The organism is Bacillus sp. FSL M8-0277, assembly GCF_037975305.1.
Taxonomy (GTDB): domain Bacteria; phylum Bacillota; class Bacilli; order Bacillales; family Bacillaceae; genus Bacillus; species Bacillus pumilus.
The window spans coordinates 2,832,914-2,859,159 of sequence record NZ_CP150255.1; the positions used below are offsets into that span (position 1 = coordinate 2,832,914).

Genomic DNA, 26,246 nt, shown 5'->3' on the forward strand with positions numbered 1-26,246 from the left:
AAAATCTTCTGAACATTATAGCACGTTTTTCCCATTATGCTAAGCAGGGAAAAGATGCTAACCATAGCTTAAAATCCACTTTTTAGGGTACAATACAGTCACCTAACAGAGAGTATCAAGTATCGGAGTGATGAGTATGGACATTGTTCAGCCAGCTTATATGAAAAGTAAATTCGGTTTAGACATCTATTACGAGCACTATCCAAATCAGGGGAAGAAAACATTGATCTTAATTCATGGTCTTTTCTCTTCTACCTTCAGCTATCGAAAGCTCATCCCGCTTCTGAAACAAGACTTCAATTTAATCGCGATCGATCTGCCGCCATTTGGACAGTCCGAGAAGTCGAATACGTTTATTTACAGCTATCGCAACATGGCAAAGATCATTATCGAGCTAGCTGGTTACTTACAGATTCAGCATGCGATCCTTGTGGGTCATTCGATGGGCGGCCAAATTGCTTTATATGCCGCATCTGAACGGCCAGACCTATTTGAAAAGGCGGTCCTTTTGTGCAGCTCAGGATATTTAAATAAATCAAAGAGATCAGTTGTTTACAGCACATATATTCCTTATTTTTATCTCTATCTTAAAAGAAAGCTCTTGAAGCAAGGCATCATGAAAAATTTAACGGCTGTTGTGCATGATCATTCCATCATTGATCAAGAGATGGTGGATGGATATTTAAAGCCTTTTTCTGATGATCAAATTTTCCGAGGGATTTTCCGCTTGATTCGGCACCGGGAAGGGGATTTGACCTCGGATGTCCTAAAGAAACTGGAGACACCCGTGCTGCTCATTTGGGGTGAGGAAGATCGAATCGTTCCCATCCAAATAGGAGAGAGGCTGCACAAGGATCTGCCAAACTCGACCTTGCACGCATTAAAAAAAACCGGGCACCTCGTTCCTGAGGAAAATCCGGTCTTTGTGTCTGATCAAATCGGACATTTCAGCCTGTCTTAGCGTGTGCAGGAGCTGCTGTCTCGTATGACGAAAAGCTGATTCGCTATATGTTGACAGCTCTCAAAAGGCAGGAGCTGCTCAAATGAGTGATGATAAATGGCTTGAATGTCTTTTGCTAAAGATAAAGAGTCTTCTGCGTCGTATAATGCACTGATGACGTCAGCAGGCTCCGTTTCATAAAAGTCCTCCCCATATTGAAAAGGGTCCCATGCCTTAATGAGTTGAATCATCTCTTCTACAGCTTGACTATCTTTCATCGGTATCACCGCTTATAATAAATTTTGTGATGTTTATTTTAGCACAACCAACAATGGTTGAAAAACGGCTAGAGGTGGGTTTCATGAATTTCGACGAACAGATCATACGTAAAGGTTCAAAATCAGTGAAATGGGATCAAGCAGAGTCTTTATTCCTTACTACAGATGCGCTGCCAATGTGGGTAGCCGATATGGATTTTAAAGCGCCGCAGGTCGTCCTTGATGCATTAAAAAAGCGATTGGATCACGGTGTATTTGGCTATGCTTTTCAAGATCAGGATACGCAGCAGGCAGTAGCTGAATGGCTCAAAAGAAGACACGGGTGGTCGATCCAGACAGAAGACGTCACCTTCACACCTGGAATTGTCACGGCACTTAGTTTTGCAGTCCAAGCCTATACAAAACCAAGTGACGAAGTCGTCATACAATCCCCTGTGTATACTCCTTTTTATCAAATGATTGAACGAAATGGACGAACAGTCTCAACCAATCCTTTAAAAATAGAAAACAACCGCTATGTCATGGATTTTGATGATTTAGAGAAAAAATTAAGCAGACCAGAAGCGAAGCTCATGTTCCTCTGTCATCCGCATAATCCGTCCGGAAGAGCGTGGTCAAAAGAGGAATTAAAGCAAGTAGGAGACCTCTGTATCAAGCACGGTGTCACAGTCGTTTCAGATGAGATTCATTCTGATTTGATGCTATACGGAAAGCCGCATGTACCATTTGCTAGTCTTTCTGACGACATAGCACATATCACAGTGACGTGCATTGCACCAAGTAAAACATTTAATTTAGCTGGCCTCCAAGCATCTGCCATTATCATTTCCGATGAAGAAAAAAGAACCCTTTTCAACAATGAAATGCAAAGAAACGGACTGGCTAAACTGAATGCATTTGCGATCCCTGCGATGGAAGCAGCCTACCGCCATGGCGACGAGTGGCTTGATGCACTTGTTCTTTATCTCGAAAGCAATATGAAAATGGCAATGGACTATATTGACGAACATCTTCCAAACATGCGTTATATGAAACCAGATGCTTCTTATTTATTGTGGCTAGACATTCGGGATTATCAATTCAGTCAAGCGGAATTGAAACGCAATTTGCTAAAAAGGGGCAAAGTGATCCTAGAGCTTGGTCACGTGTACGGACTCGAAGGAGACGGCTTTATTCGGATGAATCTCGGCTGTCCTACTTCAACAGTCAAAGAAGGATTGAAACGCCTTCATCAAGCGTTTACGCAATCATCTGATTAAGACCTATATGATCGAAAGAACATCCTCACGGGTGTTCTTTTTAAAGAAAAAAACCCTCCTTTTATCATATCTACTTTGTACATGAAATGATATAATGAGAGGAATTACTATTATTTACGAGGAGAGCATTTAAATGGAAATGTTCAAGGATTTTCTGCTCCATGTATCTTTTATTCTATTTCCAATCTTTTTATATCACGCGCTATGGCTAAGCCGGACCCCTGCTCATTTCCCAAAAACGAATAAACTGCTCATCACAGTATTCGCATCCATCTCTTCAGCACTATGTATTATGTATCCAGTTGGTTCGATTTTAGACTTGCAGACTGGCCTTCAATCCATCCCTCTTGTACTTGCCATTTTATACGGAGGCTACACAGCTGGGATCGTCGCCATCTTGATAAGTTCCATGGTCAAATTCGTGATGTATGGCTCTTTTTTATGGGTTGGACTCATTGTCGTACCGATTTACTTTTTCATCCCATTTCTGTTCTACCGGAAATGGCGTCAATATTCGAAGCTGAAAAAGCTGATGTATGGAGTGCTTATCGGTTTATCCAAAGGATTCTTTATTTACATTGGACTATTTGCGGTCAGCTTAATGGAATACAGCCCGGCCTTTATTATGCAGCAGAAGTTACTTGAGTTATTTTTCTCAACTCTTTACTACATATTCTTTCTCGTGCTAAGTATCTATTCCATTGAATTCGTGAAAGAAAATGCGCAAATGAGAACACAGCTCGTCCAATCAGAAAAGCTGACCATTGTAAGTGAACTCGCTGCAAGCGTTGCCCATGAAGTACGCAATCCGCTGACAGTGGTGAGAGGCTTTATCCAATTGCTCTTTTCTAGTGACAATACAAAAGAGACATCAACCAATAAAGATTATAAAAATCTCGTTCTGTCCGAGTTAGACAGGGCGCAGGATATTATTACGAGTTATCTTGACATTGCGAAACAAAATTATTATCAAATTGAATCTCTCAACCTATCTAAATTACTCGAGGAATGTGCATCACTGATGACATCCTATGCGAATTTCAAATCGGTCACGATTCATCAATCCATTGAACCTGACTTATACATTCAAGGTGATGAAACGAAGATCAAGCAAGTCATGATTAATTTAATCAAAAATGCGATTGAAGCAGCCCCAGAACACGAAGGGAAAATTGAGCTTTATGCTTCAAAAGAAAATCATAAAATATGCCTTTTTTTCGTGGATAACGGTGTAGGAATGACAGAAAGCCAAATGAAAAAGCTTGGCGAACCCTATTACACATTGAAAAATAAAGGGACTGGACTTGGGCTGACCGTGACATTTTCTATCATTGAAAATCACCATGGAACCATTCGTTTCAAAAGCTCGCTGCAGTCTGGTACAACCGTTACCGTGAAGTTTCCTGAAGATACAAGAAGAAAATGATCAATCCATTTTTTTTGTCTTTTTTTCATCTATCCGCTCCTGCTTCTTAGACGCACGAACGATCAGACGAAAGCAAATAAATGCAGCCATAAAGAAAATCACAGTGGTGATTGCCGCTGGGATGTACTCCCTTTTATCTTCAGGAAAATACAGTAGAAAGAGTGCGATGAACGACAACATTCGCCATTCCCCCCTTTTGCTCGTTTACTTCACTATATTGGCTAAAAGAAATGAAATACCTTCCTACGAGAAGGAAATGGAGGAATTTCACATGACAGACATTCAAATTGGACACGTTGTGAAAGGATTTTATAAAACAGGTGTTTACATTGGGGAAGTGACAGCAGTGAAACCATCGGCCTATCTCGTTCAAGTAAAAGCCGTTCTGACACATCCCACTCAAGGCGACCTGCATCACCCAAAAGAAGCAGACGTGCCTTTTTTCCAAGAAAGACGGGCTTTGGCCTATCGTGAACAGACGAATATCCCTCATCATATGGTGAAGCCTTATGATGGCGTTATACCAGATTATCAAGTATCACTAAAAGAAGCTGTAGAAAAATTAAAACAAGCGCTCCATGCGGATGAATCCAAATGGGCGGAAAAATCAAGAGCATGCCTATCTTCTCTCGAAAAAGATTATTTTCCAGAAGACGCCCGCTAATCAGCCGAATCAAAAAAATGTGAGAAATCGATCAGCTCACCAATTTTGGTTGTTTGCGGATTTTCCACATAGGCTCTGTCTTTTTCAAAAAGGGTTAACAGCTGATAAGTCGTCATGGCATCATCTAGTGCTTTATGATGCTTACCAGCTCCTTCACTGCCGTATTCCTTTGCCGCCTTGCGAAGCCCTGTCAGTGTGCGATCACCAAAAAAGGTTTTATATTCAAAGGCAAGGTCCCTCAGCTTCCCCTTAAAAGGAAAGGCAATGTGATTGAGCATACAGTTTTGCTTCAGCACTTTCATGTCCATATTGCCCCATGTAATAATTTCACAATCCTCTCCCCCATCTAGCGACACAAGCTTCTCGATAAATGCCTCAAAGGAAATTCCGCTCTCTACATCCTGCTGCGTAATACCGAGGAACGATTTACAGCGCTTCGTCAGCTTCGGGAACTTTTTCGGTTTGACGTAGCTAGAGAACGTGTCTATGATCGTTTCACTTGCCGCTTTCACTACCCCAGCTTCAATAATTTCAGGAAAAAAATTTTGCGGATGATACTTTCCATCAGGCATCGTAAATTCAAAATCGACCACAAGCACCGTCTTCTGTTCCACCAGTCTCACCTCACTTTTTCATCAGTTTTTCATTCTGATACCATTATATTAAGACGGACCTTGAAATCACTTCATTTTCTTGAAAATAATGCAGATTCACTATGCCCAACCTATTCATCAGATGAAAGATCGTTTAGTTTCCTTTATAATTATTAAGGAACACGAAATAAATAAAGAAGGTGGTCTCTATCACAAACAGGAAGAAAAACTTGTACATCATGTGGTTTGTGAACTTTTTTGTATCTGCCAGCATTACAATGATCGTCCCTTTTTTATCACTTTACATAGAATCTCTTGATAGCAGTTATTCAAATGAATTTGTCCAAAGATGGAGCGGCTATGTCTTTGGCGTCACGTTTTTAACGGCCTTTCTGATTTCTCCGATTTGGGGACGGATTGGAGATCGGCATGGCTATAAAAAGATTTTGCTCATTAACGGGATTGGGATCGCAACAAGTATTCTATTAATGGGGCTTGTGCAAACCGTTTATCAGCTATTCGCCCTGCGGCTCTTCATGGGGCTTGTCACAGGTTTTATCTCGACTTCAATGGCACTCATCTCTGCACAGACGGAAAAGGCAACTGCAGGTAAAACCCTTGGAACGATGCAGATGAGTAATGTCGCCGGAGGATTGTTTGGTCCATTAATGGGCGGATTCATGGCAGACAGCGTCGGATTTATTTATACGTTTTTCCTCACAGCGGCTGTCATTTATGTGTCAGCAATTGTGATTATTTTCGGAGTGAAAGAACATCCCATCCGTTCAAAAGAAGCGAGGCGCGTTTCTTACTCACGGAAGGATGTGCTCGTTCATATTTTCAAACAGCCTTTGCTTGTCGTCACGATGCTTTTAACGTTCATTACACAAGTAGGGAACTTTAGCATTCAGCCACTTTTGGCTTTATACATTCATGATTTACACGGTCCTGTTAATCTCGCATTTTATGCAGGTCTTGCGTTCTCTGCAACTGGACTTGGCAACCTGCTCTTTACACGAAAATGGGGAGATCTGGGAGATCGAATTGGTCACGACAAGGTGCTGCTTGCCCTTCTCATCCTCTCCTCTATTTTATTCATCCCGCAAGCAATGGCGGATTCCTATGCGATGTTAGTACTTTTCCGTTTTCTATACGGGATGGCACTTGGCGGGATTATTCCATGTACGACGGCGTATATTCGGATCAAAGCACCTGCCTCTATGCAAGGGGAAGTGCTTGGATACAATGTCAGCTTCCGTTTTCTTGGGAATGTTGTCGGTCCGGTGATTGGCGGCATTGTGGCGAGTCATTACGGGATTCCAGCTGTCTTTTATGTCACCGCCGGCATTTTTCTATTTGGCGCATTATTTTTATGGGCAGTCCGCTCACAGTCGAAGGCAAAAGAAGGGAGTGTCTGATCCAGCATCAGATACTCTTTTTTCTTGTGTAGAAGCCTTATTCACTAGACTTCAAGCCCATTCTTTTCTAAAAATAACCTTCTCGTATTCGCAAAAGAATGGTACGATATGGCTAGAAAATTGAAGAAAGTGAGTGACCTCATGTTTCGTGCAATGATTGGTTGGTTATTACTTGCTGCCCTCATTCCATTATTTGTTCTGACTTTTTATCTATCAAAGGAAGAAGCTGCAAGTGTGAAGCCTGTGAACGAAGTGCTTGATCAAAAAATCAAGCTGGAAAAGATAGATTTTTCCCAAAACAGTTATATGTATGACCGGGATGGCTCTCTCATCTCAGAGATCGTTTCAAACGATGAAAACCGAGTGTTCGTCACGTATGATAAAATTCCTGATCATGTGAAGGAGCTGTTCCTCCGCTCAGAGGACCGTAACTTTTATGACCATAAAGGCATTGACTTTATGGGAGTTGTTCGTGCCCTTGCCTCAAATGTGAAAAACCATGGCATCAGCCAAGGCGCAAGTACGATCACACAGCAATTATCTCGTAATTTATATTTAAGCCATGAACGTTCGTTCACCCGAAAGTTTACAGAGCTGCTCTATTCCTATGAATTAGAGCGGAAATTCTCGAAAGATGAAATACTCGAAAGCTATTTAAATACGATTTATTTCAGTAATGGTGTTTACGGTGTCGGTTCTGCGGCTAATTACTATTTTGATAAGCCACTTAGTTCTTTAACGCTTGCACAGATGGCATTTATCTCTGCGATTCCAAACAACCCAACACTGTATGACCCATTGAAGCAATTCAAACACACAAAGAAACGCCAAGAACGACTACTTGGCATTTTAAAGAAAGACGGCGTCATCACCAAAAAGCAATACAAAAAAGCCGTCAAACAAAAAATCAGCCTGTCCTTGAGTGAAAAGAAAAACCTTTACCCTGACTATGTGACATACGCCAATGAGGAATTTACCGATCTTGTGTCAGATCAGGAAGGCTTTACAAAACGCTTGAAGAAGGCGAAAACAGATGGAGCAAAAAAAGCCATTCAAAAAGAATTATCTGAAAAGGTCAGTGCCCTGCTTCAGGATGGGGTCAAAATTTATACGGCACTTGATCCTTCCTTACAGCAACGAGCCGTCTATCAGCTCAATGCGCAGCTACCTTACCAAGGTGTAGAAGGCGGATCAGCGGTCATTAATCATGAAACGCATCAAATTGTCGCACTTGCTGGCGGGAAGAACTATAAAAAGTTTGATTTCAACTACGCCTATCAAGCGCAAAGACAGCCTGGTTCTGCGATTAAGCCGCTTTTAGACTATGGTCCTTACATCGACCAAACCGGTGCAACAGCTTCAAGCAAAATTAGTGCCGGCAAGTTTTGTAGCAGCGGATACTGTCCGCAGAACTATAATCATAAAACGTATGGAACCGTCACACTTGAAACAGCCTTTAAAAACTCTTACAATACCCCTGCGATCCGAATGCTAGATACAGTCGGTGTCAAAAAGGGCTTTAGCTATTTAGAGAAATTCTCATTCGAGCATATCGTAGCGGATGATTACCGCCTTCCTTCTGCACTTGGCGGATTTACGAAGGGCTTCTCGCCGCTAGAAATAACAGATGCGTATACCGTCTTTGGCAACCAAGGTGCTTACACGCAAAATCATTCGATCACGAAGGTGACAGACTTAAACGGCAAGACACTTTACAAGTGGAAAGAGTCACCGAAGCAAGTGTATTCTCAGCGGACAAATGACACCATGCGTAAACTGCTTGCCTCCGTTGTAAAAAGCGGAACAGGGAAAAAAGCGAATTTCAGTTCCCCTTACATTGGTGGTAAAACAGGAACATCCAATGACTACAAAGACATTTGGTTTGTTGGACTGACAGATCAATATACAATGGGTGTATGGGTTGGAAGAGATAGAGGAACGGTTGAATCTATTTACAGCTCAAGTCCGCACTTACGTATTTGGAAAAATACGATGCAATACGCCAGATAAACAGGAGGTTTGATTGCAATGCATTCAACACATCCATCCCATTTAATTTTATTTGATGGTGTCTGCAACGTGTGCAGCGGCGCTGTTCAGTTTGTGATTAAGCGTGATCCAAATGAGCGAATGATGTTTGCTTCATTACAATCAGATACAGGGCAGCGCATTTTAAAAGAAAACGGTTTGCCTTTAGATGAGTTTAATTCATTCATTTATATTGAAAAAGGCACCCTTTATACGAAGTCGACAGGCATTTTAAAAGCCACGCGGCATTTAAAAGGGATCTACAGATGGAGTTATTTATTCCTTGCCATTCCGCGCCCTATCCGTGATTGGTTTTATGAGCGGATAGCGAAAAATCGCTACAAATGGTTCGGTCAAAAAACATCTTGTATGATGCCTACACCTGATATTCAAAAACGATTTCTATCATAAAAAAAGCATCCTCCGTTAGTGGAGGATGCTTTCTTTGTCTGTTTATGAAGGCAGACTTGCCATAACACTGTTATAAAGCTTAATAAATAAGTACAAAATGCCGATTAAAAACGTGGCCCAAAACAGCAAAATAAACATCATAAATCCAATTAAATTCAGCATAGAAAGCGATTGATAAATGCGGACCACAACCCAGATAAAATAGACAAGACCTGCTAAAACAAATAGTCCGACAAGCAAGATCAGCTGCTGCGTCAGCAGAAATGCAAGCAAGCTGGCAAATAAATAAACAACGGATGCAATCCGAATTTTCTTTAAGTTCTCTCCTTCAGGATCTTTCGCGAAAAAGAGTAGCGCCAGCTCTAACACCGTATCTGCAATCAGTTTCAAGGCAGATAAAATCATAAAATAAACAAGTGCAAAAGCAGCAAAAAGAGCAAGCCGGATGCCCTGTTCCGAGAAGAATTCCAGCATTCCTTTTAAAATACCTGCTTGAGTCAAGAAATCAGTCATTATCCCTACTGTGAAAATCGAAAAAGCAGAGCTGAATAGTAAAATCGAAATCAGCGGAAAATATCCAGTCAAATATGTATTTTTCATAAATAGATCCTTTCTCATAAGCTCACATTTATTATGGCTCACTTAAAACGGATTGACAAGATGCTTTCAAAGTAAACTGGTAGCAAAATCAAATTTGTGATTTTGCACGTACATTCCTTCACAAACTTACATTTTCCCGTTAAAGTATTACTATTACGAAAAAATCGTGCGTTAGGGGTATACTCGTGAAAAAAACATTAAGATTGCAAACACGACTGACGATTTTTGTTTGTATCGTTGTCCTGATCTCCCTTTGTATCACTTTCTTTACGATCTGGTCAGAAACAGCTAAAAACATTCATCAGCAGGAACGTGACATCGCCCTCTCCACTGCCAAAATGGTCGCAGAGGCTCCGATCACAGCGAAATCATTAGAAGAAAATCGATCGTATTCAGCACTCCGTCAATATACAACAAGTGTTCAGCGAATCACCAAAACCGAATTCGTTGTCGTGATGGATATGAACGGCATTCGCAAAACCCATCCAAATCCGCAGAAGATCGGGAAGCGGTTTGCTGGCGGTGATGAAAAACTAGCATTACAGGGTAAAGAGCATATTAGTACGGCTTCTGGAACACTTGGCAGATCCATGCGTGCTTTTGTTCCGGTTTATGATCAAAATGGGAAGCAGCTCGGGGCTGTGGCAGTAGGGATTACATTAAAGGAAATTGACTTGATTATTCATCAAAGCTTACTTCCACTCTACTTCGTCATATCGCTCAGTCTTCTTTCTGGTATCATTGGAGCACTCATTGTGGCAAGAAAAGTGAAGAAAATTATGTTTGGACTAGAGCCAGATGAGATTGCTACATTATTAAAAGAACGAAGCGCCATGCTAGAATCAACAAAAGAAGGGATTCTTGCCGTCGATCAGCACGGTAAAATCAAGCTCGCCAATGCTGAAGCGAAACGGCTCTTTCATATTATGGGCATTATGGTTGATCCTAGAGAACAAGATGTTCAGGTGCTCCTCCCTTCAAGCGGTCTAAAGCAAGTCATTGAAACACGCAAGCCGCTGCTTGACCGCGACGTGAGAATGAACGGACTGGAGCTCGTATTTAACGAAGTCCCGATTACGGTAAAGGGCGAGATCGTTGGAGCAATCGCCACCTTCCGTGACAAAACAGAAGTCAAACACTTGGCTGAGCAGCTGAGCGGAGTCAAAATGTATGCAAATGCCCTCCGTGCCCAGTCACATGAATTTATGAACAAGCTTCATGTCATTTTAGGATTGGTTCAGCTCAAAAACTACGATGACCTTGGCACTTATATCAAAGATATTGCGATCTATCAGCAGACGGAAACAAATGAAATCATCAACCATGTGAAAAACTCTGTTTTAGCAGGATTTTTACTAGGAAAACAAAGCTATATCAGGGAACAAGGCGCGACCTTAGAAGTCATATGCAGCACACAAGTCCCAAATTCAGAGGACCCGGCAGTGACGCATGATCTCATTACCGTCATTGGCAACCTGTTAAATAACGCACTCGATGCTGTTTCTCATACTGAGACGAAAAACATCTCGATCTCATTCCGATACGTTCAGGAGCAGCTTCATATTGAAATTACAGACACAGGTGTTGGTCTCACAAAAAAAGAACAAGACATCATGTTTGATCAAGGCTTTTCAACTAAAGGAGAAGACAGAGGATTCGGTCTCTACTTCGTTGATCAAAGCATCAAAAAATTGAACGGTCATCTGATTGTCACGAGTGAAAAAGGAGAAGGAACGACCTTTAGTCTCCGTATTCCGTATAAACAAAAGGAGGATTCACATGATTAATGTGTTAATAGTAGAAGACGACCCAATGGTTGGGGAGCTGAACAAACGCTACCTGACCCAAATCGACGGCTTTGAATTAAAAGGGATTGCCACCTCTTTTCAGCAGGCACTGGACATCTTAAAAACAGAAGCCATTCACCTTGTACTGCTCGATATTTATATGCCTGGACAAAATGGCCTGGCATTATTATCAGAAATTCGCAAACAAAATCATTCGGTTGATGTCATTGTCATTTCAGCTGCCAATGAAGTCGACGTGATCCAGCAAACGATGCGAAACGGGGCTGTTGATTATTTGATCAAACCGTTTGAATTTGAACGTTTCCAATCAGCGCTCTCAGAATATAAACGAAAACACGCCTTGTACCAAACGATGAACAGCATCTCGCAAAATGATTTAGATGCGAAGCTCTTTCATAAAAAAGCAGAGACGGAAAAAGTCCTTCTGCCAAAAGGCCTGACCAAAAGCACACTCAAACTCATCTGGACAAGTATTCAATCATTCGGTCATCAGGCTTTCACGACCGAAGACCTAGCGAATCATACAGAAATCTCTCAAGTCTCTATTAGAAAATACTTGAAATTCCTTGAGGACATCGAAGTAGTTGATGTTGAAATGGCATACGGGACAATTGGACGCCCTGTTTTCCAATATAAACTCAGTACAACAAATATGAATTTAATTCAGCAATATCTATAATTTGACACATCTGACCTTATACAGAGGCCAGATGTTTTTTTATGGAACACGATGTGACAAACCCCTTGATATCAGTGGTTCCACTGTAGTAGATCACATCACAAAAGCGGCATTATATCATATTTCAGCACATAAAAAGACATCGAATTTAGCCTTTTAACATTTTTTTTAAAATAAAACAAATTTCTATTTATTTATTCGATTGGAAATGATAAATTATGATTGATTAGTTCAACGAGATATAAGTCTGATGTCTTACATCTTCTCTCCTGTCCTCCATAAGTTTCAGGAGAAAGCAGGATAAAATACCCTATTCAGAAGGGTGAGAAGAGATAGGTCGGTCTTTTTTCGCGAGACTTTTCTGAAACTTTTAAATTTTATAGGGGGTTATGTTTTGAAGAAGCGCAAAATTGGACTAGCATTGTCCTTAGTCGTAGCAGCAGGAACCATCCTTGGAGCATGCGGCAACTCTGGCTCAAACAGCGGTGAAAGCAAAAAAGATAAAGATCAATTCACTGTTGCAATGGTAACTGATGTCGGTGGTGTCGATGACAAATCGTTTAACCAATCAGCTTGGGAAGGTTTACAAGCATTTGGAAAAGACAACAATCTAAAAAAAGGTAAAAACGGCTTTGATTACTTACAATCTAAATCAGACGCTGACTATACAACAAACTTAAACACACTTGCTCGTGAGAAATTCGACCTGATTTACGGAATTGGTTTCTTAATGCAAGATTCTATTAGTGAAATTGCAGATCAGCGTAAGAAAAACCACTTTGCCATCGTTGATGCTGTCGTGAAAAAAGACAACGTAGCCAGCATTGTGTTCAACGAAAATGAAGGATCATTCCTTGTGGGTGTTGCGGCTGCTCTTTCTACAAAATCAAACAAAATTGGTTTTGTCGGCGGCGTTGATTCTGAATTAGTCAGAAAATTCGAAGTTGGTTTCCGTGCAGGCGTTGAAGCAGCTAACCCGAAAGCAAAAGTTGAAGTGAAATATGCTGGTGCATTCGATAAGGCAGACATCGGGAAAGCAACAGCTGAAAGCATGTACAAATCCGGCGTCGACATCATTTATCATGCTGCTGGCGGCACTGGAACTGGTGTTTTCACAGAAGCGAAAAACCTGAAAAAAGCGGATCCTAACCGCAAAGTTTGGGTCATCGGTGTAGATAAAGACCAGTATGACGAAGGAAAAGTACCTGGAACAAAACAAAGTGTCACCCTTACTTCTATGGTTAAGAAAGTAGACAAAGCGGTACAAGACTTAACAACGAAAGCAAAAGAAGGTAAGTTCCCTGGCGGCGAAGTGATCACATATGGTCTGAAAGAAGGCGCTCTTGACATTTCTCCATCTCAGGACAACCTTAATAAAGATGTATTGAAGAAAGTAGAAGAATGGAAACAAAAAATCATCAAGGGCGAAATTAAAATCCCTGCAACACGTGATGAACTAAAAGATTTTAAAGCTTAATTTGAACATCGGGATAAGCGCGCCTTATCCCCTTGTTTCTCCTTTACCTCCTCTTTATTCGTAAAAGGTGGTAAAAGAAAAGCTGCAGCCTCGTTTTGCAGCTTTTCTTTTGCTAGTTTTTATCTTCATCAGCACCCTAAAAAAGGAGCGGTTAAACCTGTGGATTATGTCATTGAAATGTTGAATATACGCAAAGAATTCCCTGGCATTGTAGCAAACGATAACATTACGCTGCAGCTAAAAAAGGGCGAAATTCATGCGCTGCTTGGTGAAAACGGCGCTGGAAAATCAACGCTCATGAACGTGCTTTTCGGACTGTACCAGCCTGAAAAAGGTGAAATCAAGGTTCACGGAAAACCTGTGACCATCTCTAGCCCGAATGATGCAAGTGATTTAGGCATCGGTATGGTGCATCAGCACTTTATGCTTGTCGATACCTTCACCGTCGCTGAAAACATCATTTTAGGAAAAGAGCCCAAGAAATTTGGAAAGATCGACAAAGAACAAGCCATACAACAAGTACAAGAGCTTTCTGACCGCTATGGTTTAAAAATAGACCCTGCCGCAAAAGTATCTGACATCTCTGTCGGCATGCAGCAGCGTGCAGAAATTTTAAAAACTCTTTACCGCGGCGCTGATATTTTGATCTTCGACGAACCAACAGCCGTCTTAACACCTCAAGAAATTAAAGAACTCATACAAATTATGAAAAACTTAATCAATGAAGGCAAATCCATTATTTTAATTACCCATAAGCTGAAAGAAATTATGGATGCATGTCACCGCGTCACCATTATCCGAAAAGGCCAAGGCATTCGTACACTTGATGTGGAAAGCACAAACAAAGATGAGCTTGCAAGCCTCATGGTCGGTCGTGAAGTTTCATTTAAGACAGACAAAAAAGACGCCTCTCCTGCTGAGGAAGTACTTCAAATTCAGGATCTTACGGTAAAAGACGCACGAGGAATTGAAGCGGTCAAACATCTCAACCTCTCAGTAAAGGCTGGAGAAATTGTTGGTATTGCTGGAGTCGATGGCAATGGTCAATCTGAATTGATTGAAGCCATTACCGGTCTAAAAAAATCAGAATCTGGCACGATCATGCTAAACGGAAAAGCCATTCAAAATCTTCCGCCTCGTAAGGTGACCGAATCTGGAATTGGACACATTCCTCAAGACCGTCATAAACACGGACTAGTGCTTGATTTTTCAATAGGAGAGAATATTTCGTTACAAACGTATTACCAGCGTCCATACTCAAAATTTGGCTTGATGAATATGAAAAATATATACCAAAAGGCAAAGCAAATCATTGCCGAGTATGACGTAAGAACACCGAGTGAATATACAGAGGCACGCGCCCTGTCAGGCGGGAATCAGCAAAAAGCCATTATTGGCCGTGAAGTTGACCGCAATCCCGATTTATTAATTGCCGCTCAGCCGACACGTGGACTTGATGTTGGTGCGATTGAATTTGTTCATAAGCGCCTCATTGAGCAAAGGGACACAGGCAAAGCCGTCCTCCTCATCTCATTTGAGCTTGATGAAATTATGAATGTCAGTGATAAGATTGCTGTTATATTCGAAGGCAGCATTATTGCCATCGTTGATCCAAAAGAAACAACAGAGCAAGAGCTTGGTCTATTAATGGCTGGAAGTACGCAACAGGAAGTGGGGAAAGAAGCAAATGTCTAATCGCTTAACAAATCTGCTTATTCCGCTTATAGCCATTGTACTTGGTCTTTTTGTTGGGGCCATTATTATGCTGGCAAGCGGTTATAGTGTCATCGAAGGCTATGGCGCCCTTTGGAATGGCGTCTTCGGTGAAACCTATTATATGGGAGAAACCATCAGACAAGTGACACCTTACATTTTATCAGGGCTTGCTGTTGCTTTTGCATTTCGGACAGGTCTCTTTAATATCGGTGTAGAAGGTCAAATGCTCATTGGCTGGGTAGCTGCTGTATGGATCGGTACAACTGTCCATGCACCTATGTACATCCATCTGCCACTTGCACTCATCACCGCAGCTGCTGCTGGTGCATTATGGGGCTTTATTCCTGGGTTTTTAAAGGCTCGTTTTTATGTTCATGAAGTGATTGTCACGATCATGATGAACTACATTGCCCTTCATGTGACGAACTATTTGATTTCAAATGTCTTAACAAATAATAAAGATAAAACAGAAAAAATCGATGCCACTGCCTCGCTTCGCTCTGGTTTCTTTGAACAAATCACCGATTTCTCCCGGATGCATAATGGTATTTTTGTTGCCATTATAGCTGCGGTCGTGATGTGGGTCATTATTCAAAAAACCTCTAAAGGCTTTGAATTGCGGGCTGTTGGAATGAACCAGCAGGCATCCCATTATGCCGGTATGAATGTTCGCCGCAATATCATTTATGCGATGCTCATTTCAGGTGCTTTTGCAGGTCTTGCAGGCGCAATGGAAGGTCTTGGTACATTTGAATATGCATCAATTAAAGGCTCGTTTACCGGTGTAGGTTTTGACGGAATCGCCGTCGCTTTATTAGGTGGAAATACTGCTGTTGGTGTTGTTCTTGCTGCACTGCTGCTTGGTGGATTGAAGGTCGGCGCTTTAAATATGCCACTTGAATCTGGCGTACCAACTGAGGTCGTTGATATTGTCATTGCGATCATTATTCTTTTCGTCGCCTCAAGCTATATTATCCGTCTTGTGATGAACCAAATGAAGAAAAAGGGGGGAAAATAAGTGGGATTTCTGCAAATTCTTGAAATCATCGTCCCAGCAACACTTGTCTATGCTGCACCACTTATTTTAACCGCTCTTGGAGGCGTCTTTTCAGAAAGATCAGGTGTTGTGAATATCGGTCTTGAAGGTTTGATGGTCGTCGGAGCATTTTCCAGTATTATCTTTAACTTGTTTTTTGCTGATACATTCGGGGCCTTGACCCCGTGGCTTGGGCTCCTCGTCGGAATGGCGATTGGCGGATTGTTCTCTCTCATTCATGCAGTTGCGACCATTACATTCCGTGCAGATCAAACGGTCAGTGGTGTTGCGATTAACATGCTGGCACTTGGCGCTACGCTGTTTGTCGTGAAACTCATTTACGGGAAAGCTCAAACAGATAAAATTACAGAGCCTTTCTATAAAGGGGATATTCCCCTTTTAAGTGACATTCCGATAATTGGCGATATCTTCTTTAAAGATGTTTATTATACGTCCATACTCGCATTAGCGCTTGCGGTTGTTGCTTGGTTTGTTTTATTTAAAATGCCGTTTGGTCTTCGTCTTCGTGCAGTCGGAGAACATCCAATGGCTGCTGATACAATGGGAATCAAAGTGTACCGGATGCGCTATATCGGTGTCTTTATTAGTGGACTGTTTGGTGGTCTTGGCGGAGCTGTTTATGCGTCAACCATCGCACTTGATTTCTCACATGCGACCATAACTGGACAAGGATTCATCGCACTAGCTGCACTTGTCTTCGGTAAATGGCACCCATTCGGCGCAATGGGCGCTGCTTTATTCTTTGGATTTGCTCAAAGTTTAAGCATTATAGGCTCTCTCCTGCCGCTCTTCCAAGATATACCGAACGTGTATATGCTCATTGCACCATATGTGCTGACCATCCTAGCACTCACTGGCTTCATCGGCCGAGCAGATGCACCGAAAGCACTTGGGACACCTTATTTAAAAGGAAAACGATAATAACGATGTATGATCAATCCCCTGAAGGATAAACTACCTTCAGGGGATTTTTGTATGATAAAAACATAAAAACTCCTGTTTATTTTACTTTTATTACACTTAATTTAGTTTAATAAATAGATGAGTGTCACAGAATCTTCTACAATTGAGACAAATAGCATTTGGGGGTGTTTATGTGGCTAATACACAACAATTGAAATCGATTACAGACGATTCTGACAATAATAAAAGCGTTTTCCGTAAGATCATGTCTTGGAAAATTGGTGTTATTGACTTACCTGTGTATTTAGTACTTGCAGCGATTATTTTAACTGCCGCTTATTTTAATAAAATTCCAGCAAATATGCTTGGTGGTTTCGCTGTTATTATGATTTTGGGGATTTTCCTTGGAGATATAGGACAACGTATTCCGATATTAAAAGATATTGGTGGACCGGCGATTCTTTCTTTATTCGTACCATCGTTCCTGGTCTTTTTTCATGTTCTGAATCCGAACTCGTTGGAAGCGGTTACGTCTCTTATGAAGACGTCGAACTTCCTTTACTTCTATATTTCTGCTCTTGTAGTAGGTAGTATTCTTGGGATGCAGCGAACTGTTTTAGTACAAGGCCTTATTCGTATGTTTGTTCCTCTTGTTGCAGGTACAATTGCAGCTGTGACTGCCGGAATTCTTGTTGGTCTTTTAGTTGGTTACACACCGCATCATTCGTTCTTCTTTATTATTGTTCCGATTATTGCTGGTGGTGTTGGAGAAGGGATTTTGCCATTATCTATTGCTTATTCACAAATTCTTGGTGTATCAGCAGAGTCATTAATCTCTCAATTAATTCCTGCTGCCGTCATTGGGAACGTCATTGCCATTATCTGTGCTGGCGCAATGAAGAAGCTTGGTGAAAAACGTCCTGAACTAAACGGGAATGGTCGTCTTGTAAAATCTAAAGAGGCAAATGAAATTTTTGAACAGCCTGATATGGATCCAAAAGTTGATTTTGGGTTAATGGGTGCTGGTGTACTCGTGGCTTGTACAACGTTCATTTTTGGTGGTTTATTAGAAAGCTTTGTTCATATTCCAGGTCCAATCTTAATGATTGTTCTTGCCGCTTTAATCAAATACTTAAACGTGATGCCTCAGCATCTGCAAGATGGCTCACAGCAGTTCTACAAGTTTGTATCAAGAAGCTTTACATGGCCGCTTATGGTCGGTCTAGGGATTCTATACATTCCACTTGATGATGTAGCAACAGTGATTTCTATTCCATTCGTTTGTGTATGTATCGCTGTCGTTCTTGGAATGGTGGGTTCTGGTTACTTCGTTGGGAAATTGATGAACATGTACCCAGTAGAATCTGCGATTGTGACAGGCTGTCACAGCGGACTTGGCGGTACTGGTGACGTTGCGATCCTTTCAGCTTCTGGAAGAATGGGTCTCATGCCTTTCGCACAAGTATCTACACGTCTTGGCGGAGCAGCAACTGTGATCTGCGCAACAATCTTACTTAGAATGTTTACTTAAAACATTGAAACATCAAAAGCATGTGCCCTCTCATAGGCACATGCTTTTTTATATTTCTTTTATCCTATATGATTTTATTCATCAGCTAATACAATTCGTAAATATTCCCTAGGCTGAAAAGGATACAGCTTAGTTTCCTGATAGCTCATGCGGAAAAGGTGCTCAGAAAATAGCGGCCATTCACTGCCGTCCTGCCACCTTTTTTGATCATTTCGGTCAATCAAGAATGCTCCTCCTAAAATCGTGCAGAATATGCTTAAGCTGATGGCGATCTTTCGTTTCATTTAATCAGCTCCTTTAAGAAAAGCATGTACGAAAAACAAAACAATATACAATGAGTTTCATTTTTGATAAAATTATTTTTGTGGTCAAAAGAACCCAAAACAAATACAGTTTGCTCGAAATCGTTTCAAACCAATGCACTATGGCTGTATTTAAGATATAATTTTAATTACCAGTTCTTTAGAACGTGAATTTATATTGATCAAAGGAGGTTCATTTTCTTGCAGCTTATTCACTTCGCCATCCTATCACCTTTTTTACTCGCCTTTGTTGTACCTTTCCTTTTTAAATATGTAAGGCGTATACATACAGGGTGGTTTGTTCTCATCTTGCCGATTCTTTTATTCACCTATTTCATCCAAATGTTACACATTACCTCGAATGGACGAACGCTTTTCTCACAAGCTGAATGGATTCCATCTTTAGGGATGAATTTTACTGTATATGTTGATGGCCTTAGCTTGTTATTTGCATTATTAATTACAGGTATTGGCGCACTTGTGGTCTTGTACAGTATTTTCTACTTATCAAAAGAAAAAGAACAGCTTGGCTCTTTCTATACGTATTTGTTAATGTTTATGACCGCTATGCTTGGTGTGGTTCTCTCTGACAATATGGTGGTTCTGTACTTGTTTTGGGAGCTAACGAGTATTTCTTCCTTCCTCTTAATTGGGTATTGGTATAAGCGGGAGCGCTCTAGATATGGTGCAACCAAATCACTGCTTATTACTGTTTTTGGCGGATTAGCTATGCTTGGTGGCTTCATCCTCATCTACCTGATCACTGATTCATTCAGTATTCGTGAAGCAGTCAATCAGCTTCAGCTCATTATGGCATCACCTTACTTTATCCCTGCCATGATCCTGATCTTACTAGGTGCCTTTACGAAATCAGCGCAATTCCCATTCTATATCTGGCTGCCTGATGCAATGGAAGCACCTACCCCTGTGAGCAGTTATCTGCATTCTGCTACGATGGTGAAAGCCGGTATTTATCTTGTTGCCCGCTTCAGTCCGATCTTTGCTATATCAGAGGTGTGGTTCTGGACCATATCCATTGTCGGACTTATCACATTATTCTGGGGATCATTCCATGCCGTCCGGCAAAATGATTTGAAAGCCATTCTGGCCTACTCGACAGTTAGTCAGCTCGGCATGATTATGCTCATGCTTGGCGTCGGCGCAGCTGCGATTCATGAAAACAACCCTGCCTTTTTTGGCGCAGCCGTTCTTGCTGCTATTTTTCACCTCATTAACCATGCTACGTTTAAAGGCAGTCTCTTTATGGCAGCAGGTATTATCGATCACGAAACAGGTACTCGTGACATTCGGAAATTAGGTGGTTTAATGACCATCATGCCGATTACCTTTACGATTACGCTAATCGGTACATTTTCAATGGCTGGACTACCGCCATTTAACGGCTTCTTAAGTAAAGAGCTGTTTTTCACAAGTATGTTACGTATTTCTGAGATCAGCTTTACAGATATTTCGACATGGGGCGCTATTTTTCCAGCAATTGCTTGGCTCGCTAGTGTCTTTACGTTCATTTACAGTATGATGCTTCTCTTTAAAACATTTAGAGGTCGTCTGAATGTAGACCAATTAGAGAAAAAACCGCATGAAGCACCGATTGGCATGCTCATCCCGCCAATCATTCTCGCTGCACTTGTGGTCACTTTCTTCTTTTTCCCAAATATTCTTGCTTATTCTGTCATTGAACCTGCAATTGCAGCCATTATCCCTGATGCGATTGATCCTGGAAAACACATTGTTGTCAAAATTGAAGCATGGCACGGCTTTAAGCCAGAGCTCTATATGACAATGGGTGTTGTCGCTTTAGGAATCATCGGATATTTGACGTTGTCAAAATGGCGTCCAATGTACAATATATTTAAGGAAAAATGGTCATTTAACACGTTATACGATCGTTCTCTAATCGGTTTAGAAAAAGGTTCATACCGCCTGACAAACAGCTATATGACTGGTTTCCTTCGTGATTACCTTGTCTATGTGTTTGGGTTCATGATTATTGTACTTGGCAGCGTGATGTTCTATCAGCAAGCTTTCTCATTTGAAACAGAAAAAGCTGCGCCAATTGGCACGTATGAAGCCATTCTTTCACTTGTGATGGTGGCGGCGACGGTCACGACCGTATTCGCCCGCTCACGCTTAACTGCCATTATTGCTCTAGGTGTCATGGGATACACGCTGTCATTATTCTTCGTGATTTTCAGGGCACCTGACCTTGCCCTGACACAGCTGATTATTGAAACGATTTCTGTCGCACTGTTTTTACTTTGCTTCTATCATTTACCGAAGCTGAGCTTAAAGCAAAAAACGAGAAAATTCAAATTAACCAATTTGATCATTTCAATAGGTGTTGGTCTCACTGTCACTTGTCTTGCTTTTGCTTCCACAAGTCAGCAGTCACTTGAGTCCATTTCAACTTACTTTATTGAAAACAGCTATAAACTTGCTGGCGGCGACAACATTGTCAATGTCATTCTTGTAGATTTCAGGGGCTTTGATACACTCTTTGAAATTACCGTACTTGCCATTGCGGCACTCGGTATTTATGGATTATTAAAGGCACAGGCACAAGGAAAACGGAAGAGAGGCGTGCGGCGATGAGGAAGATTGATACGAATGATATGCTCTTACAAGTCACAACAAAAATCACAGCATTCATCATCTTGCTTTTTTCCCTTCACTTATTTCTTGCGGGACATAATAATCCTGGCGGGGGGTTCATTGGCGGCCTGATGAGTGCCAGTGCTGTCGTCCTTCTGCTTTTAGCCTACGATCTGAAAACAGTGAGACGTATTCTGCCCTTTAATTTTATTTATGTTGCAGCGACCGGGCTGCTCGTCGCGATCCTGACGGGGATGGGATCCTTTCTATTCGGTGCACCTTTTCTATCCCATGCATTTGATTATTTTCAACTGCCGTTTTTAGGGAAAACAGAACTGGCGACAGCCGTACTGTTTGATATCGGTGTATATTTAGTTGTTGTCGGTGTCACCATGACCATTATTCAAACGATTGGAGAGAAGGAATAATGGAATTTCTAATGTCTATAATCGTCGGTATTATTTTTATGGCGGCGACCTATTTAATGCTTTCAAAAAGCCTTCTACGGGTCATCGTCGGTACTGCTGTTTTAAGTCACGGCGTCCATTTGCTTCTTTTGACAATGGGCGGCTTAAAAAAAGGAGCTCCACCTATTTTAAAAGAGGGGCTCACATCCTATGTAGATCCATTACCACAAGCATTAATTTTAACAGCCATTGTCATTGCTTTTGGTGTGACATCCTTTTTACTTGTCATGGCCTTCCGTGCCTTCCAAGAGCTGCGAACAGATGACATGGATCAAATGAGAGGAAATGATCAGCATGAATAATCTCGTGATCCTGCCAATTTTAATTCCATTATTAGCTGCTACACTATTGATCTTTATGAATAAGAACATCATGCTGTCGAGAGGCTTTAGTGTGTTTGCTTCGCTCTTAGCCATTGTCTGTAATGTGTATTTAGTCCAAACCATCTTTACTAATGGGATTCAAACTCTCTATTTAGGAGGCTGGAAAGCACCATTTGGGATTGCCCTTGTGGCCGATCAGTTTGCTGCGCTCCTTGTGCTCACCGCTTCCGTTGTTGGGCTAGTGACAGTTCTATTCTCCTTTCAAACAATTGGGAAGGAAAAGGAGCGGCTTTTCTATTACTCTGGCGTACAATTTTTGTTAGCTGGCGTAAGTGGGGCCTTTTTAACAGGCGATATTTTCAACCTGTTTGTCTTTTTTGAGTTGCTGCTAATGGCGTCTTATATGCTCATTGTGTTAGGCGGATCAAAGCCTCAGCTTCGAGAATCACTCAAATATATTGTATTTAATATCATCTCGTCGGCATTATTTATTGTCGGTGTCGCTTGCTTATATGCAGTCACGGGCACTTTGAATATGGCTGATTTAAGCGTGAAAATAGCTGAATCAGGGCAAACAGGATTAATCACTGTCATTTCTATTCTGTTTCTCATTGTATTTGGCTTAAAAGCTGGGATCTTCCCGCTTTATTTCTGGCTGCCAGGATCATATCATGCACCGCCAGCGGCTATTTCTGCTCTATTTGGTGCACTGCTGACAAAGGTTGGCTTATATGCGATTGCCAGAGTCTTTACGTTAATTTTTATACATGATACAGGGTTTACACATACACTCATGGCTTGGTTTGCCGCACTAACGGTGATATTCGGTGTGATTGGCTCTATTGCCTATTCTGATGTGCAAAAGATCGTCATCTATAACATTGTCACAGCAGTTGGGGTCATTTTGTTTGGGATTGCAGCCAATACACCTGCCTCACTCCAAGGGGCCATTTATTATCTCATTCATGACATGGTGATTAAAGGCGCTTTATTTATGCTGGTAGGTGCACTTTTTGTATACGCTGGCACAAACCACTTGAAAAAGATGGGCGGACTGATTCAATCTCAGCCTTTACTAGGGTGGATGTTTTTCATTTCGGCTTTATCCCTAGCAGGAATTCCTCCTCTGAGTGGGTTTGTTGGAAAGCTAAAGATTGTAGAAGGTGGATTTTCTGCTGGACACATGACCTTTTCTATCCTTGTCTTAATGTCCAGCCTTCTTGTCCTGTATTCGATTATGAGGATCTTCATACTCGCATTTTGGGGCGAGGATCAAGATATGCGAAGAAGGAAACCGTCGATTAAAGGAATGGTGTACCCTGGCGTACTGCTTGTGATCTTGTCGCTTGCCATTGGGTTAGGGACAGAGTTCATTGCCCCTTATATCAATCAAGCAGCGGAAATGCTCTCAACACCAGAAAAATATATTCAAGCTGTGCTGAAGGAGTAGATGAACATGGCCTTTCAAATATTACTAAACGCTCTCCTCGCCTTTACATGGATGTTTATGAATGATACATACAGAGCCGCAGACTTTGTATCAGGCTTTGTACTAGGGATGGTCGCCATTTTTATGCTTCGGCGGTTTTTCCCGCAGCGTTTTTACGGCTATGCCCTGTTTGCGATTTTCAAGCTCGTATTGATTTTTATTCGGGAGCTGCTTCTTGCCAATTTAAGTGTATTAAAGACCGTATTATCTCCAAAGCTCACCATTAAGCCCGGTATTTTCGCCTTTCGTACAGATTTGAAAACGGATTGGGAAATCACCATACTGGCTAATATGATTACATTGACACCAGGTACACTCGTCATTGATATTTCTGATGATCGTTCCATTTTATACATTCACGCGATGGATATTGAAGATGCAGAAAAAGCCATTCACGATATCCGGGTTTCATTTGAAAAAGCGATTCAGGAGGTGAGCGGTAAGTAATGGAGCTCATATTACAAATTTCACTTGGCATTCTTGCGCTGTCCACCTTTCTTTTTGTGATACGGGTTATCAAAGGGCCCTCTATTCCTGATCGTGTAAGTGCGCTTGATGCGATAGGAATCAATTTAATTGGGATGACAGCTATCGTTTCTATTTTGCTGAAAACGACAACGTTCTTTGAAATTATTTTACTGCTCGGTATCCTTGCCTTTATCGGCACTGTCGCTTTTTCCAAATTCCTTGAGAAAGGGGAAGTGATTGAAAATGATCGTCATCGCTAAAGCTATTGTCATTTTCTTTATCCTGCTTGGCGCCATCCTTTGTCTCATTTCAGCCATTGGCGTTCTTCGCCTGCCGGATGTTTATACACGTATGCATGCTGCATCAAAAGCATCGACACTTGGTGTTGTCCTCATATTAGTTGGGGTGTTCTTTCACGAATGGTTTCTTGCAGGGATTATTTCTGCGAAGATCCTACTTGGAATTGTCTTTATCTTTTTAACAGCTCCAGTCGGCGCACACTTGATCGGAAGAGCCGCCTACAATACGGGGGTCAAGATGGACAAACGAAGTGTACAGGATGATTATGGCGGTTTTCGTAACTTCGTGATTAAACGCAAAGAAGACTCGTACTTATAAACCGAAAGCAGATCCTCTCATGTGAGGATCTGCTTTTTATGGATTAATCCAACCTAAAAAAGCTTCCGCTGCACCGGGAGCTTTTTTATATGCGATCAATGACAGCAAGTGTGCATCTTGACGTACAGATGTGCCGGTCTCGATCATCTTTAATATCAATTTGAAATACCATTGTACGGCGCCCGACATGTACAGGAACAGCCGTCGCTGTCACTACTCCATCACGTACAGATTTTAAGTGATTGGCATTGATTTCAATCCCTGAGCAAACTTGCTGAGTTAAGTCTAAATGAGCCGCAGCTCCCATGCTTGCCACTGTTTCTGCTAGAGCAGCAGAAGCTCCTCCGTGCAGCAGTCCAAATGGCTGTTTTGTTCTGTGATCGACTGGCATTGTCGCTACGCATCGAGACTCATTACACTCTACAATCTCAATCCCCAGTGCCTCAAGCAGTGTATTTGATCCATTCACTTCCATCAGGGTTCTCTCCCTTCACACGTTTACAGCACACTTTCAGATTTTGCAATTAAAACCGCTTCGGTTCGAGAGCCAACATTCAGCTTATTAAAGATGGACGTCAAGCTGTATTCAATCGAGCGTTTGCTCAAATGCAGCACATCGGCAATCTCTTGGTTCGTGTATCCTTTTTCCACTTCTCTGAGGATCAAACACTCTCGCTCTGTTAACAGCTCGTGATCGGTCTCCTGCGCCTGTTCTGGCTTTTCTTGCTGCTGTGAAATTAATTTCTTTAAATAGGATAGCTGAATGACAACTTCTCCTTGCAATGTGCGGTGTATGTATTCAATAATTTTGTCTTTTGTCTCTGTTTTACTAATTGCACCGTGCAATCCAGCCCGAATGGCCTCTTCAAAATAATCATCTACTTCATACCCTGTATAAATGATGATTTTCACTTGTTGGTTGGTTTCTAGAATTTGTTTCGCAATGTCCATTCCATTGATATCCCCGAGATTTAAATCCATCAAAATCACATCATAGATGGAAAAGTCATGCGTCTTTAAAAAGGCGGCTTCTGCATCAGGACTTAAACAATCGACTGATAGCTGCTGATCTGATTCTAATATGCTTTTTGTCCCTTCCATGACAGCCGGATGATCATCAATGACCAATATCTTCTTCATGTCTTCCTCCCTTTAAATCACTCACTTCCATTTTATAT

At 41.5% G+C, this 26,246-nt stretch carries 28 protein-coding genes; 21 read left to right on the forward strand and 7 right to left on the reverse strand.

Translation table 11 applies throughout. From position 1 onward, the window contains the following. Nucleotides 1-136: 136 nt before the first annotated feature. Entirely contained in the window at nt 137-961 is an 825-nt protein-coding gene (locus tag MKZ05_RS14400; protein ID WP_339160428.1) for an alpha/beta hydrolase, read from the forward strand. On the opposite strand, the gene MKZ05_RS14405 is transcribed toward MKZ05_RS14400, so the two are convergent. Continuing rightward, a complete protein-coding gene (locus tag MKZ05_RS14405; RefSeq protein WP_003213422.1) occupies nt 958-1,218 on the reverse strand; it encodes a YugE family protein in 261 nt (86 codons plus the stop codon). The genes MKZ05_RS14400 and MKZ05_RS14405 overlap by 4 nt on opposite strands. 83 nt (nt 1,219-1,301) lie before the next feature. Here MKZ05_RS14405 and MKZ05_RS14410 point away from each other — a divergent pair, with 83 nt between their 5' ends. Together MKZ05_RS14410 and MKZ05_RS14415 are read left to right on the forward strand one after the other, a co-directional pair. Continuing rightward, a complete protein-coding gene (locus MKZ05_RS14410) occupies nt 1,302-2,477 on the forward strand; it encodes a MalY/PatB family protein (protein ID WP_310025132.1) in 1,176 nt (391 codons plus the stop codon). 133 nt (nt 2,478-2,610) lie between these two features. Further along, nucleotides 2,611-3,903, forward strand: a complete 1,293-nt coding sequence (locus MKZ05_RS14415; RefSeq protein WP_095117872.1) for a sensor histidine kinase — start codon at nt 2,611-2,613, stop codon at nt 3,901-3,903. On the opposite strand, the gene MKZ05_RS14420 is transcribed toward MKZ05_RS14415, so the two are convergent. Then, entirely contained in the window at nt 3,904-4,083 is a 180-nt protein-coding gene (locus tag MKZ05_RS14420) for a hypothetical protein (RefSeq protein ID WP_003213469.1), read from the reverse strand. A 91-nt stretch (nt 4,084-4,174) separates the two neighbouring features. Between MKZ05_RS14420 and MKZ05_RS14425 the strand changes: the two genes are divergently transcribed. Further along, nucleotides 4,175-4,567 carry a kinase-associated lipoprotein B gene (locus tag MKZ05_RS14425; RefSeq protein ID WP_284907292.1) on the forward strand — a complete coding sequence of 131 codons (393 nt, stop codon included), beginning with the start codon at nt 4,175-4,177 and terminating at the stop codon, nt 4,565-4,567. Here the strand turns inward: MKZ05_RS14425 and kapD are convergent. Beyond that, a complete protein-coding gene (gene kapD, locus MKZ05_RS14430; RefSeq protein WP_003213730.1) occupies nt 4,564-5,181 on the reverse strand; it encodes a 3'-5' exonuclease KapD in 618 nt (205 codons plus the stop codon). The two genes, MKZ05_RS14425 and kapD, sit on opposite strands and share 4 nt — an antisense overlap. Before the next feature lie 218 nt (nt 5,182-5,399). Here kapD and MKZ05_RS14435 point away from each other — a divergent pair, with 218 nt between their 5' ends. The 3 genes from MKZ05_RS14435 to MKZ05_RS14445 all read left to right on the forward strand — a co-directional run bounded on the left by MKZ05_RS14435 (nt 5,400) and on the right by MKZ05_RS14445 (nt 9,017). Further along, nucleotides 5,400-6,578: an MFS transporter gene (locus tag MKZ05_RS14435; protein ID WP_309216248.1), complete on the forward strand. Its 1,179-nt coding sequence runs from the start codon at nt 5,400-5,402 to the stop codon at nt 6,576-6,578. Nucleotides 6,579-6,686: 108 nt separating this feature from the next. Further along, a complete protein-coding gene (locus MKZ05_RS14440; protein WP_050944036.1) occupies nt 6,687-8,588 on the forward strand; it encodes a transglycosylase domain-containing protein in 1,902 nt (633 codons plus the stop codon). Nucleotides 8,589-8,606: 18 nt separating this feature from the next. Then, entirely contained in the window at nt 8,607-9,017 is a 411-nt protein-coding gene (locus tag MKZ05_RS14445; protein WP_339160433.1) for a thiol-disulfide oxidoreductase DCC family protein, read from the forward strand. 42 nt (nt 9,018-9,059) lie between these two features. Here MKZ05_RS14445 and MKZ05_RS14450 read toward each other — a convergent pair whose 3' ends face one another. Further along, nucleotides 9,060-9,617: a YufK family protein gene (locus tag MKZ05_RS14450; protein WP_003212871.1), complete on the reverse strand. Its 558-nt coding sequence runs from the start codon at nt 9,615-9,617 to the stop codon at nt 9,060-9,062. Nucleotides 9,618-9,802: 185 nt separating this feature from the next. Between MKZ05_RS14450 and malK the strand changes: the two genes are divergently transcribed. The 7 genes from malK to MKZ05_RS14485 all read left to right on the forward strand — a co-directional run bounded on the left by malK (nt 9,803) and on the right by MKZ05_RS14485 (nt 18,788). Further along, entirely contained in the window at nt 9,803-11,404 is a 1,602-nt protein-coding gene (gene malK / locus MKZ05_RS14455; RefSeq protein ID WP_050944037.1) for a malate sensor histidine kinase MalK, read from the forward strand. Continuing rightward, the gene (locus tag MKZ05_RS14460) at nt 11,397-12,104 is read left to right on the forward strand and encodes a response regulator (RefSeq protein ID WP_003213073.1); all 708 of its coding nucleotides are present in this window, start codon (nt 11,397-11,399) and stop codon (nt 12,102-12,104) included. The genes malK and MKZ05_RS14460 overlap by 8 nt, the downstream gene beginning before the upstream one ends. 394 nt (nt 12,105-12,498) lie before the next feature. Further along, nucleotides 12,499-13,581 carry a BMP family protein gene (locus MKZ05_RS14465; protein WP_044140813.1) on the forward strand — a complete coding sequence of 361 codons (1,083 nt, stop codon included), beginning with the start codon at nt 12,499-12,501 and terminating at the stop codon, nt 13,579-13,581. 159 nt (nt 13,582-13,740) lie between these two features. Then, nucleotides 13,741-15,276, forward strand: a complete 1,536-nt coding sequence (locus tag MKZ05_RS14470; RefSeq protein ID WP_003213375.1) for an ABC transporter ATP-binding protein — start codon at nt 13,741-13,743, stop codon at nt 15,274-15,276. Further along, nucleotides 15,269-16,315 (forward strand): ABC transporter permease, encoded by a 1,047-nt coding sequence (locus MKZ05_RS14475; RefSeq protein ID WP_003212654.1) that lies wholly within the window; start codon nt 15,269-15,271, stop codon nt 16,313-16,315. The genes MKZ05_RS14470 and MKZ05_RS14475 overlap by 8 nt, the downstream gene beginning before the upstream one ends. Continuing rightward, nucleotides 16,316-17,275, forward strand: a complete 960-nt coding sequence (locus MKZ05_RS14480; RefSeq protein WP_003213713.1) for an ABC transporter permease — start codon at nt 16,316-16,318, stop codon at nt 17,273-17,275. A gap of 175 nt (nt 17,276-17,450) precedes the next feature. Next, on the forward strand, nt 17,451-18,788 hold the full coding sequence (locus MKZ05_RS14485) for a 2-hydroxycarboxylate transporter family protein (RefSeq protein WP_003213451.1): 1,338 nt from the start codon (nt 17,451-17,453) through the stop codon (nt 18,786-18,788). 74 nt (nt 18,789-18,862) lie between these two features. Here MKZ05_RS14485 and MKZ05_RS14490 read toward each other — a convergent pair whose 3' ends face one another. Next, nucleotides 18,863-19,072 carry a hypothetical protein gene (locus MKZ05_RS14490; RefSeq protein ID WP_003213300.1) on the reverse strand — a complete coding sequence of 70 codons (210 nt, stop codon included), beginning with the start codon at nt 19,070-19,072 and terminating at the stop codon, nt 18,863-18,865. Nucleotides 19,073-19,291: 219 nt separating this feature from the next. Between MKZ05_RS14490 and MKZ05_RS14495 the strand changes: the two genes are divergently transcribed. From MKZ05_RS14495 to mnhG, 7 genes are read left to right on the forward strand one after another with little or no spacing between them, the layout of a single operon-like run. Then, nucleotides 19,292-21,703, forward strand: coding sequence for a Na+/H+ antiporter subunit A (locus MKZ05_RS14495; protein WP_212045486.1), 2,412 nt, complete (start codon nt 19,292-19,294; stop codon nt 21,701-21,703). After that, nucleotides 21,700-22,131 (forward strand): Na(+)/H(+) antiporter subunit B, encoded by a 432-nt coding sequence (locus MKZ05_RS14500; protein WP_034620105.1) that lies wholly within the window; start codon nt 21,700-21,702, stop codon nt 22,129-22,131. The genes MKZ05_RS14495 and MKZ05_RS14500 overlap by 4 nt, the downstream gene beginning before the upstream one ends. After that, nucleotides 22,131-22,472 (forward strand): Na(+)/H(+) antiporter subunit C, encoded by a 342-nt coding sequence (locus MKZ05_RS14505; protein ID WP_003213576.1) that lies wholly within the window; start codon nt 22,131-22,133, stop codon nt 22,470-22,472. The genes MKZ05_RS14500 and MKZ05_RS14505 overlap by 1 nt, the downstream gene beginning before the upstream one ends. After that, nucleotides 22,465-23,943 carry a Na+/H+ antiporter subunit D gene (locus MKZ05_RS14510; protein WP_309215906.1) on the forward strand — a complete coding sequence of 493 codons (1,479 nt, stop codon included), beginning with the start codon at nt 22,465-22,467 and terminating at the stop codon, nt 23,941-23,943. The genes MKZ05_RS14505 and MKZ05_RS14510 overlap by 8 nt, the downstream gene beginning before the upstream one ends. A 6-nt stretch (nt 23,944-23,949) precedes the next feature. After that, on the forward strand, nt 23,950-24,429 hold the full coding sequence (locus MKZ05_RS14515) for a Na+/H+ antiporter subunit E (RefSeq protein ID WP_044140819.1): 480 nt from the start codon (nt 23,950-23,952) through the stop codon (nt 24,427-24,429). Continuing rightward, on the forward strand, nt 24,429-24,710 hold the full coding sequence (locus MKZ05_RS14520) for a Na(+)/H(+) antiporter subunit F1 (protein WP_003213177.1): 282 nt from the start codon (nt 24,429-24,431) through the stop codon (nt 24,708-24,710). The genes MKZ05_RS14515 and MKZ05_RS14520 overlap by 1 nt, the downstream gene beginning before the upstream one ends. Next, the gene (gene mnhG, locus MKZ05_RS14525) at nt 24,694-25,068 is read left to right on the forward strand and encodes a monovalent cation/H(+) antiporter subunit G (protein ID WP_003213369.1); all 375 of its coding nucleotides are present in this window, start codon (nt 24,694-24,696) and stop codon (nt 25,066-25,068) included. The genes MKZ05_RS14520 and mnhG overlap by 17 nt, the downstream gene beginning before the upstream one ends. Nucleotides 25,069-25,153: 85 nt before the next feature. Here the strand turns inward: mnhG and MKZ05_RS14530 are convergent, their stop codons facing one another. Together MKZ05_RS14530 and MKZ05_RS14535 are read right to left on the reverse strand one after the other, a co-directional pair. Continuing rightward, nucleotides 25,154-25,543 (reverse strand): hotdog fold thioesterase, encoded by a 390-nt coding sequence (locus MKZ05_RS14530; protein ID WP_106066313.1) that lies wholly within the window; start codon nt 25,541-25,543, stop codon nt 25,154-25,156. A 23-nt stretch (nt 25,544-25,566) separates the two neighbouring features. Beyond that, complete coding sequence (locus tag MKZ05_RS14535) at nt 25,567-26,208, reverse strand: response regulator transcription factor (RefSeq protein ID WP_003213500.1); 642 nt, start codon at nt 26,206-26,208, stop codon at nt 25,567-25,569. Nucleotides 26,209-26,246 lie beyond the last annotated feature (38 nt).

Bases quoted from the DNA above. Each gene is read 5' to 3' on its own strand.
- MKZ05_RS14400 (WP_339160428.1), top strand. From the start codon at position 137: ATGGACATTGTTCAGCCAGCTTATATGAAAAGTAAATTCGGTTTAGAC.
- MKZ05_RS14405 (WP_003213422.1), bottom strand. From the start codon at position 1,218: ATGAAAGATAGTCAAGCTGTAGAAGAGATGATTCAACTCATTAAGGCA.
- MKZ05_RS14410 (WP_310025132.1), top strand. From the start codon at position 1,302: ATGAATTTCGACGAACAGATCATACGTAAAGGTTCAAAATCAGTGAAA.
- MKZ05_RS14415 (WP_095117872.1), top strand. From the start codon at position 2,611: ATGGAAATGTTCAAGGATTTTCTGCTCCATGTATCTTTTATTCTATTT.
- MKZ05_RS14420 (WP_003213469.1), bottom strand. From the start codon at position 4,083: ATGTTGTCGTTCATCGCACTCTTTCTACTGTATTTTCCTGAAGATAAA.
- MKZ05_RS14425 (WP_284907292.1), top strand. From the start codon at position 4,175: ATGACAGACATTCAAATTGGACACGTTGTGAAAGGATTTTATAAAACA.
- MKZ05_RS14435 (WP_309216248.1), top strand. From the start codon at position 5,400: ATGTGGTTTGTGAACTTTTTTGTATCTGCCAGCATTACAATGATCGTC.
- MKZ05_RS14440 (WP_050944036.1), top strand. From the start codon at position 6,687: ATGGCTAGAAAATTGAAGAAAGTGAGTGACCTCATGTTTCGTGCAATG.
- MKZ05_RS14445 (WP_339160433.1), top strand. From the start codon at position 8,607: ATGCATTCAACACATCCATCCCATTTAATTTTATTTGATGGTGTCTGC.
- MKZ05_RS14450 (WP_003212871.1), bottom strand. From the start codon at position 9,617: ATGAAAAATACATATTTGACTGGATATTTTCCGCTGATTTCGATTTTA.
- MKZ05_RS14460 (WP_003213073.1), top strand. From the start codon at position 11,397: ATGATTAATGTGTTAATAGTAGAAGACGACCCAATGGTTGGGGAGCTG.
- MKZ05_RS14475 (WP_003212654.1), top strand. From the start codon at position 15,269: ATGTCTAATCGCTTAACAAATCTGCTTATTCCGCTTATAGCCATTGTA.
- MKZ05_RS14490 (WP_003213300.1), bottom strand. From the start codon at position 19,072: ATGAAACGAAAGATCGCCATCAGCTTAAGCATATTCTGCACGATTTTA.
- MKZ05_RS14500 (WP_034620105.1), top strand. From the start codon at position 21,700: ATGAGGAAGATTGATACGAATGATATGCTCTTACAAGTCACAACAAAA.
- MKZ05_RS14505 (WP_003213576.1), top strand. From the start codon at position 22,131: ATGGAATTTCTAATGTCTATAATCGTCGGTATTATTTTTATGGCGGCG.
- MKZ05_RS14510 (WP_309215906.1), top strand. From the start codon at position 22,465: ATGAATAATCTCGTGATCCTGCCAATTTTAATTCCATTATTAGCTGCT.
- MKZ05_RS14515 (WP_044140819.1), top strand. From the start codon at position 23,950: ATGGCCTTTCAAATATTACTAAACGCTCTCCTCGCCTTTACATGGATG.
- MKZ05_RS14520 (WP_003213177.1), top strand. From the start codon at position 24,429: ATGGAGCTCATATTACAAATTTCACTTGGCATTCTTGCGCTGTCCACC.
- mnhG (WP_003213369.1), top strand. From the start codon at position 24,694: ATGATCGTCATCGCTAAAGCTATTGTCATTTTCTTTATCCTGCTTGGC.
- MKZ05_RS14530 (WP_106066313.1), bottom strand. From the start codon at position 25,543: ATGGAAGTGAATGGATCAAATACACTGCTTGAGGCACTGGGGATTGAG.
- MKZ05_RS14535 (WP_003213500.1), bottom strand. From the start codon at position 26,208: ATGAAGAAGATATTGGTCATTGATGATCATCCGGCTGTCATGGAAGGG.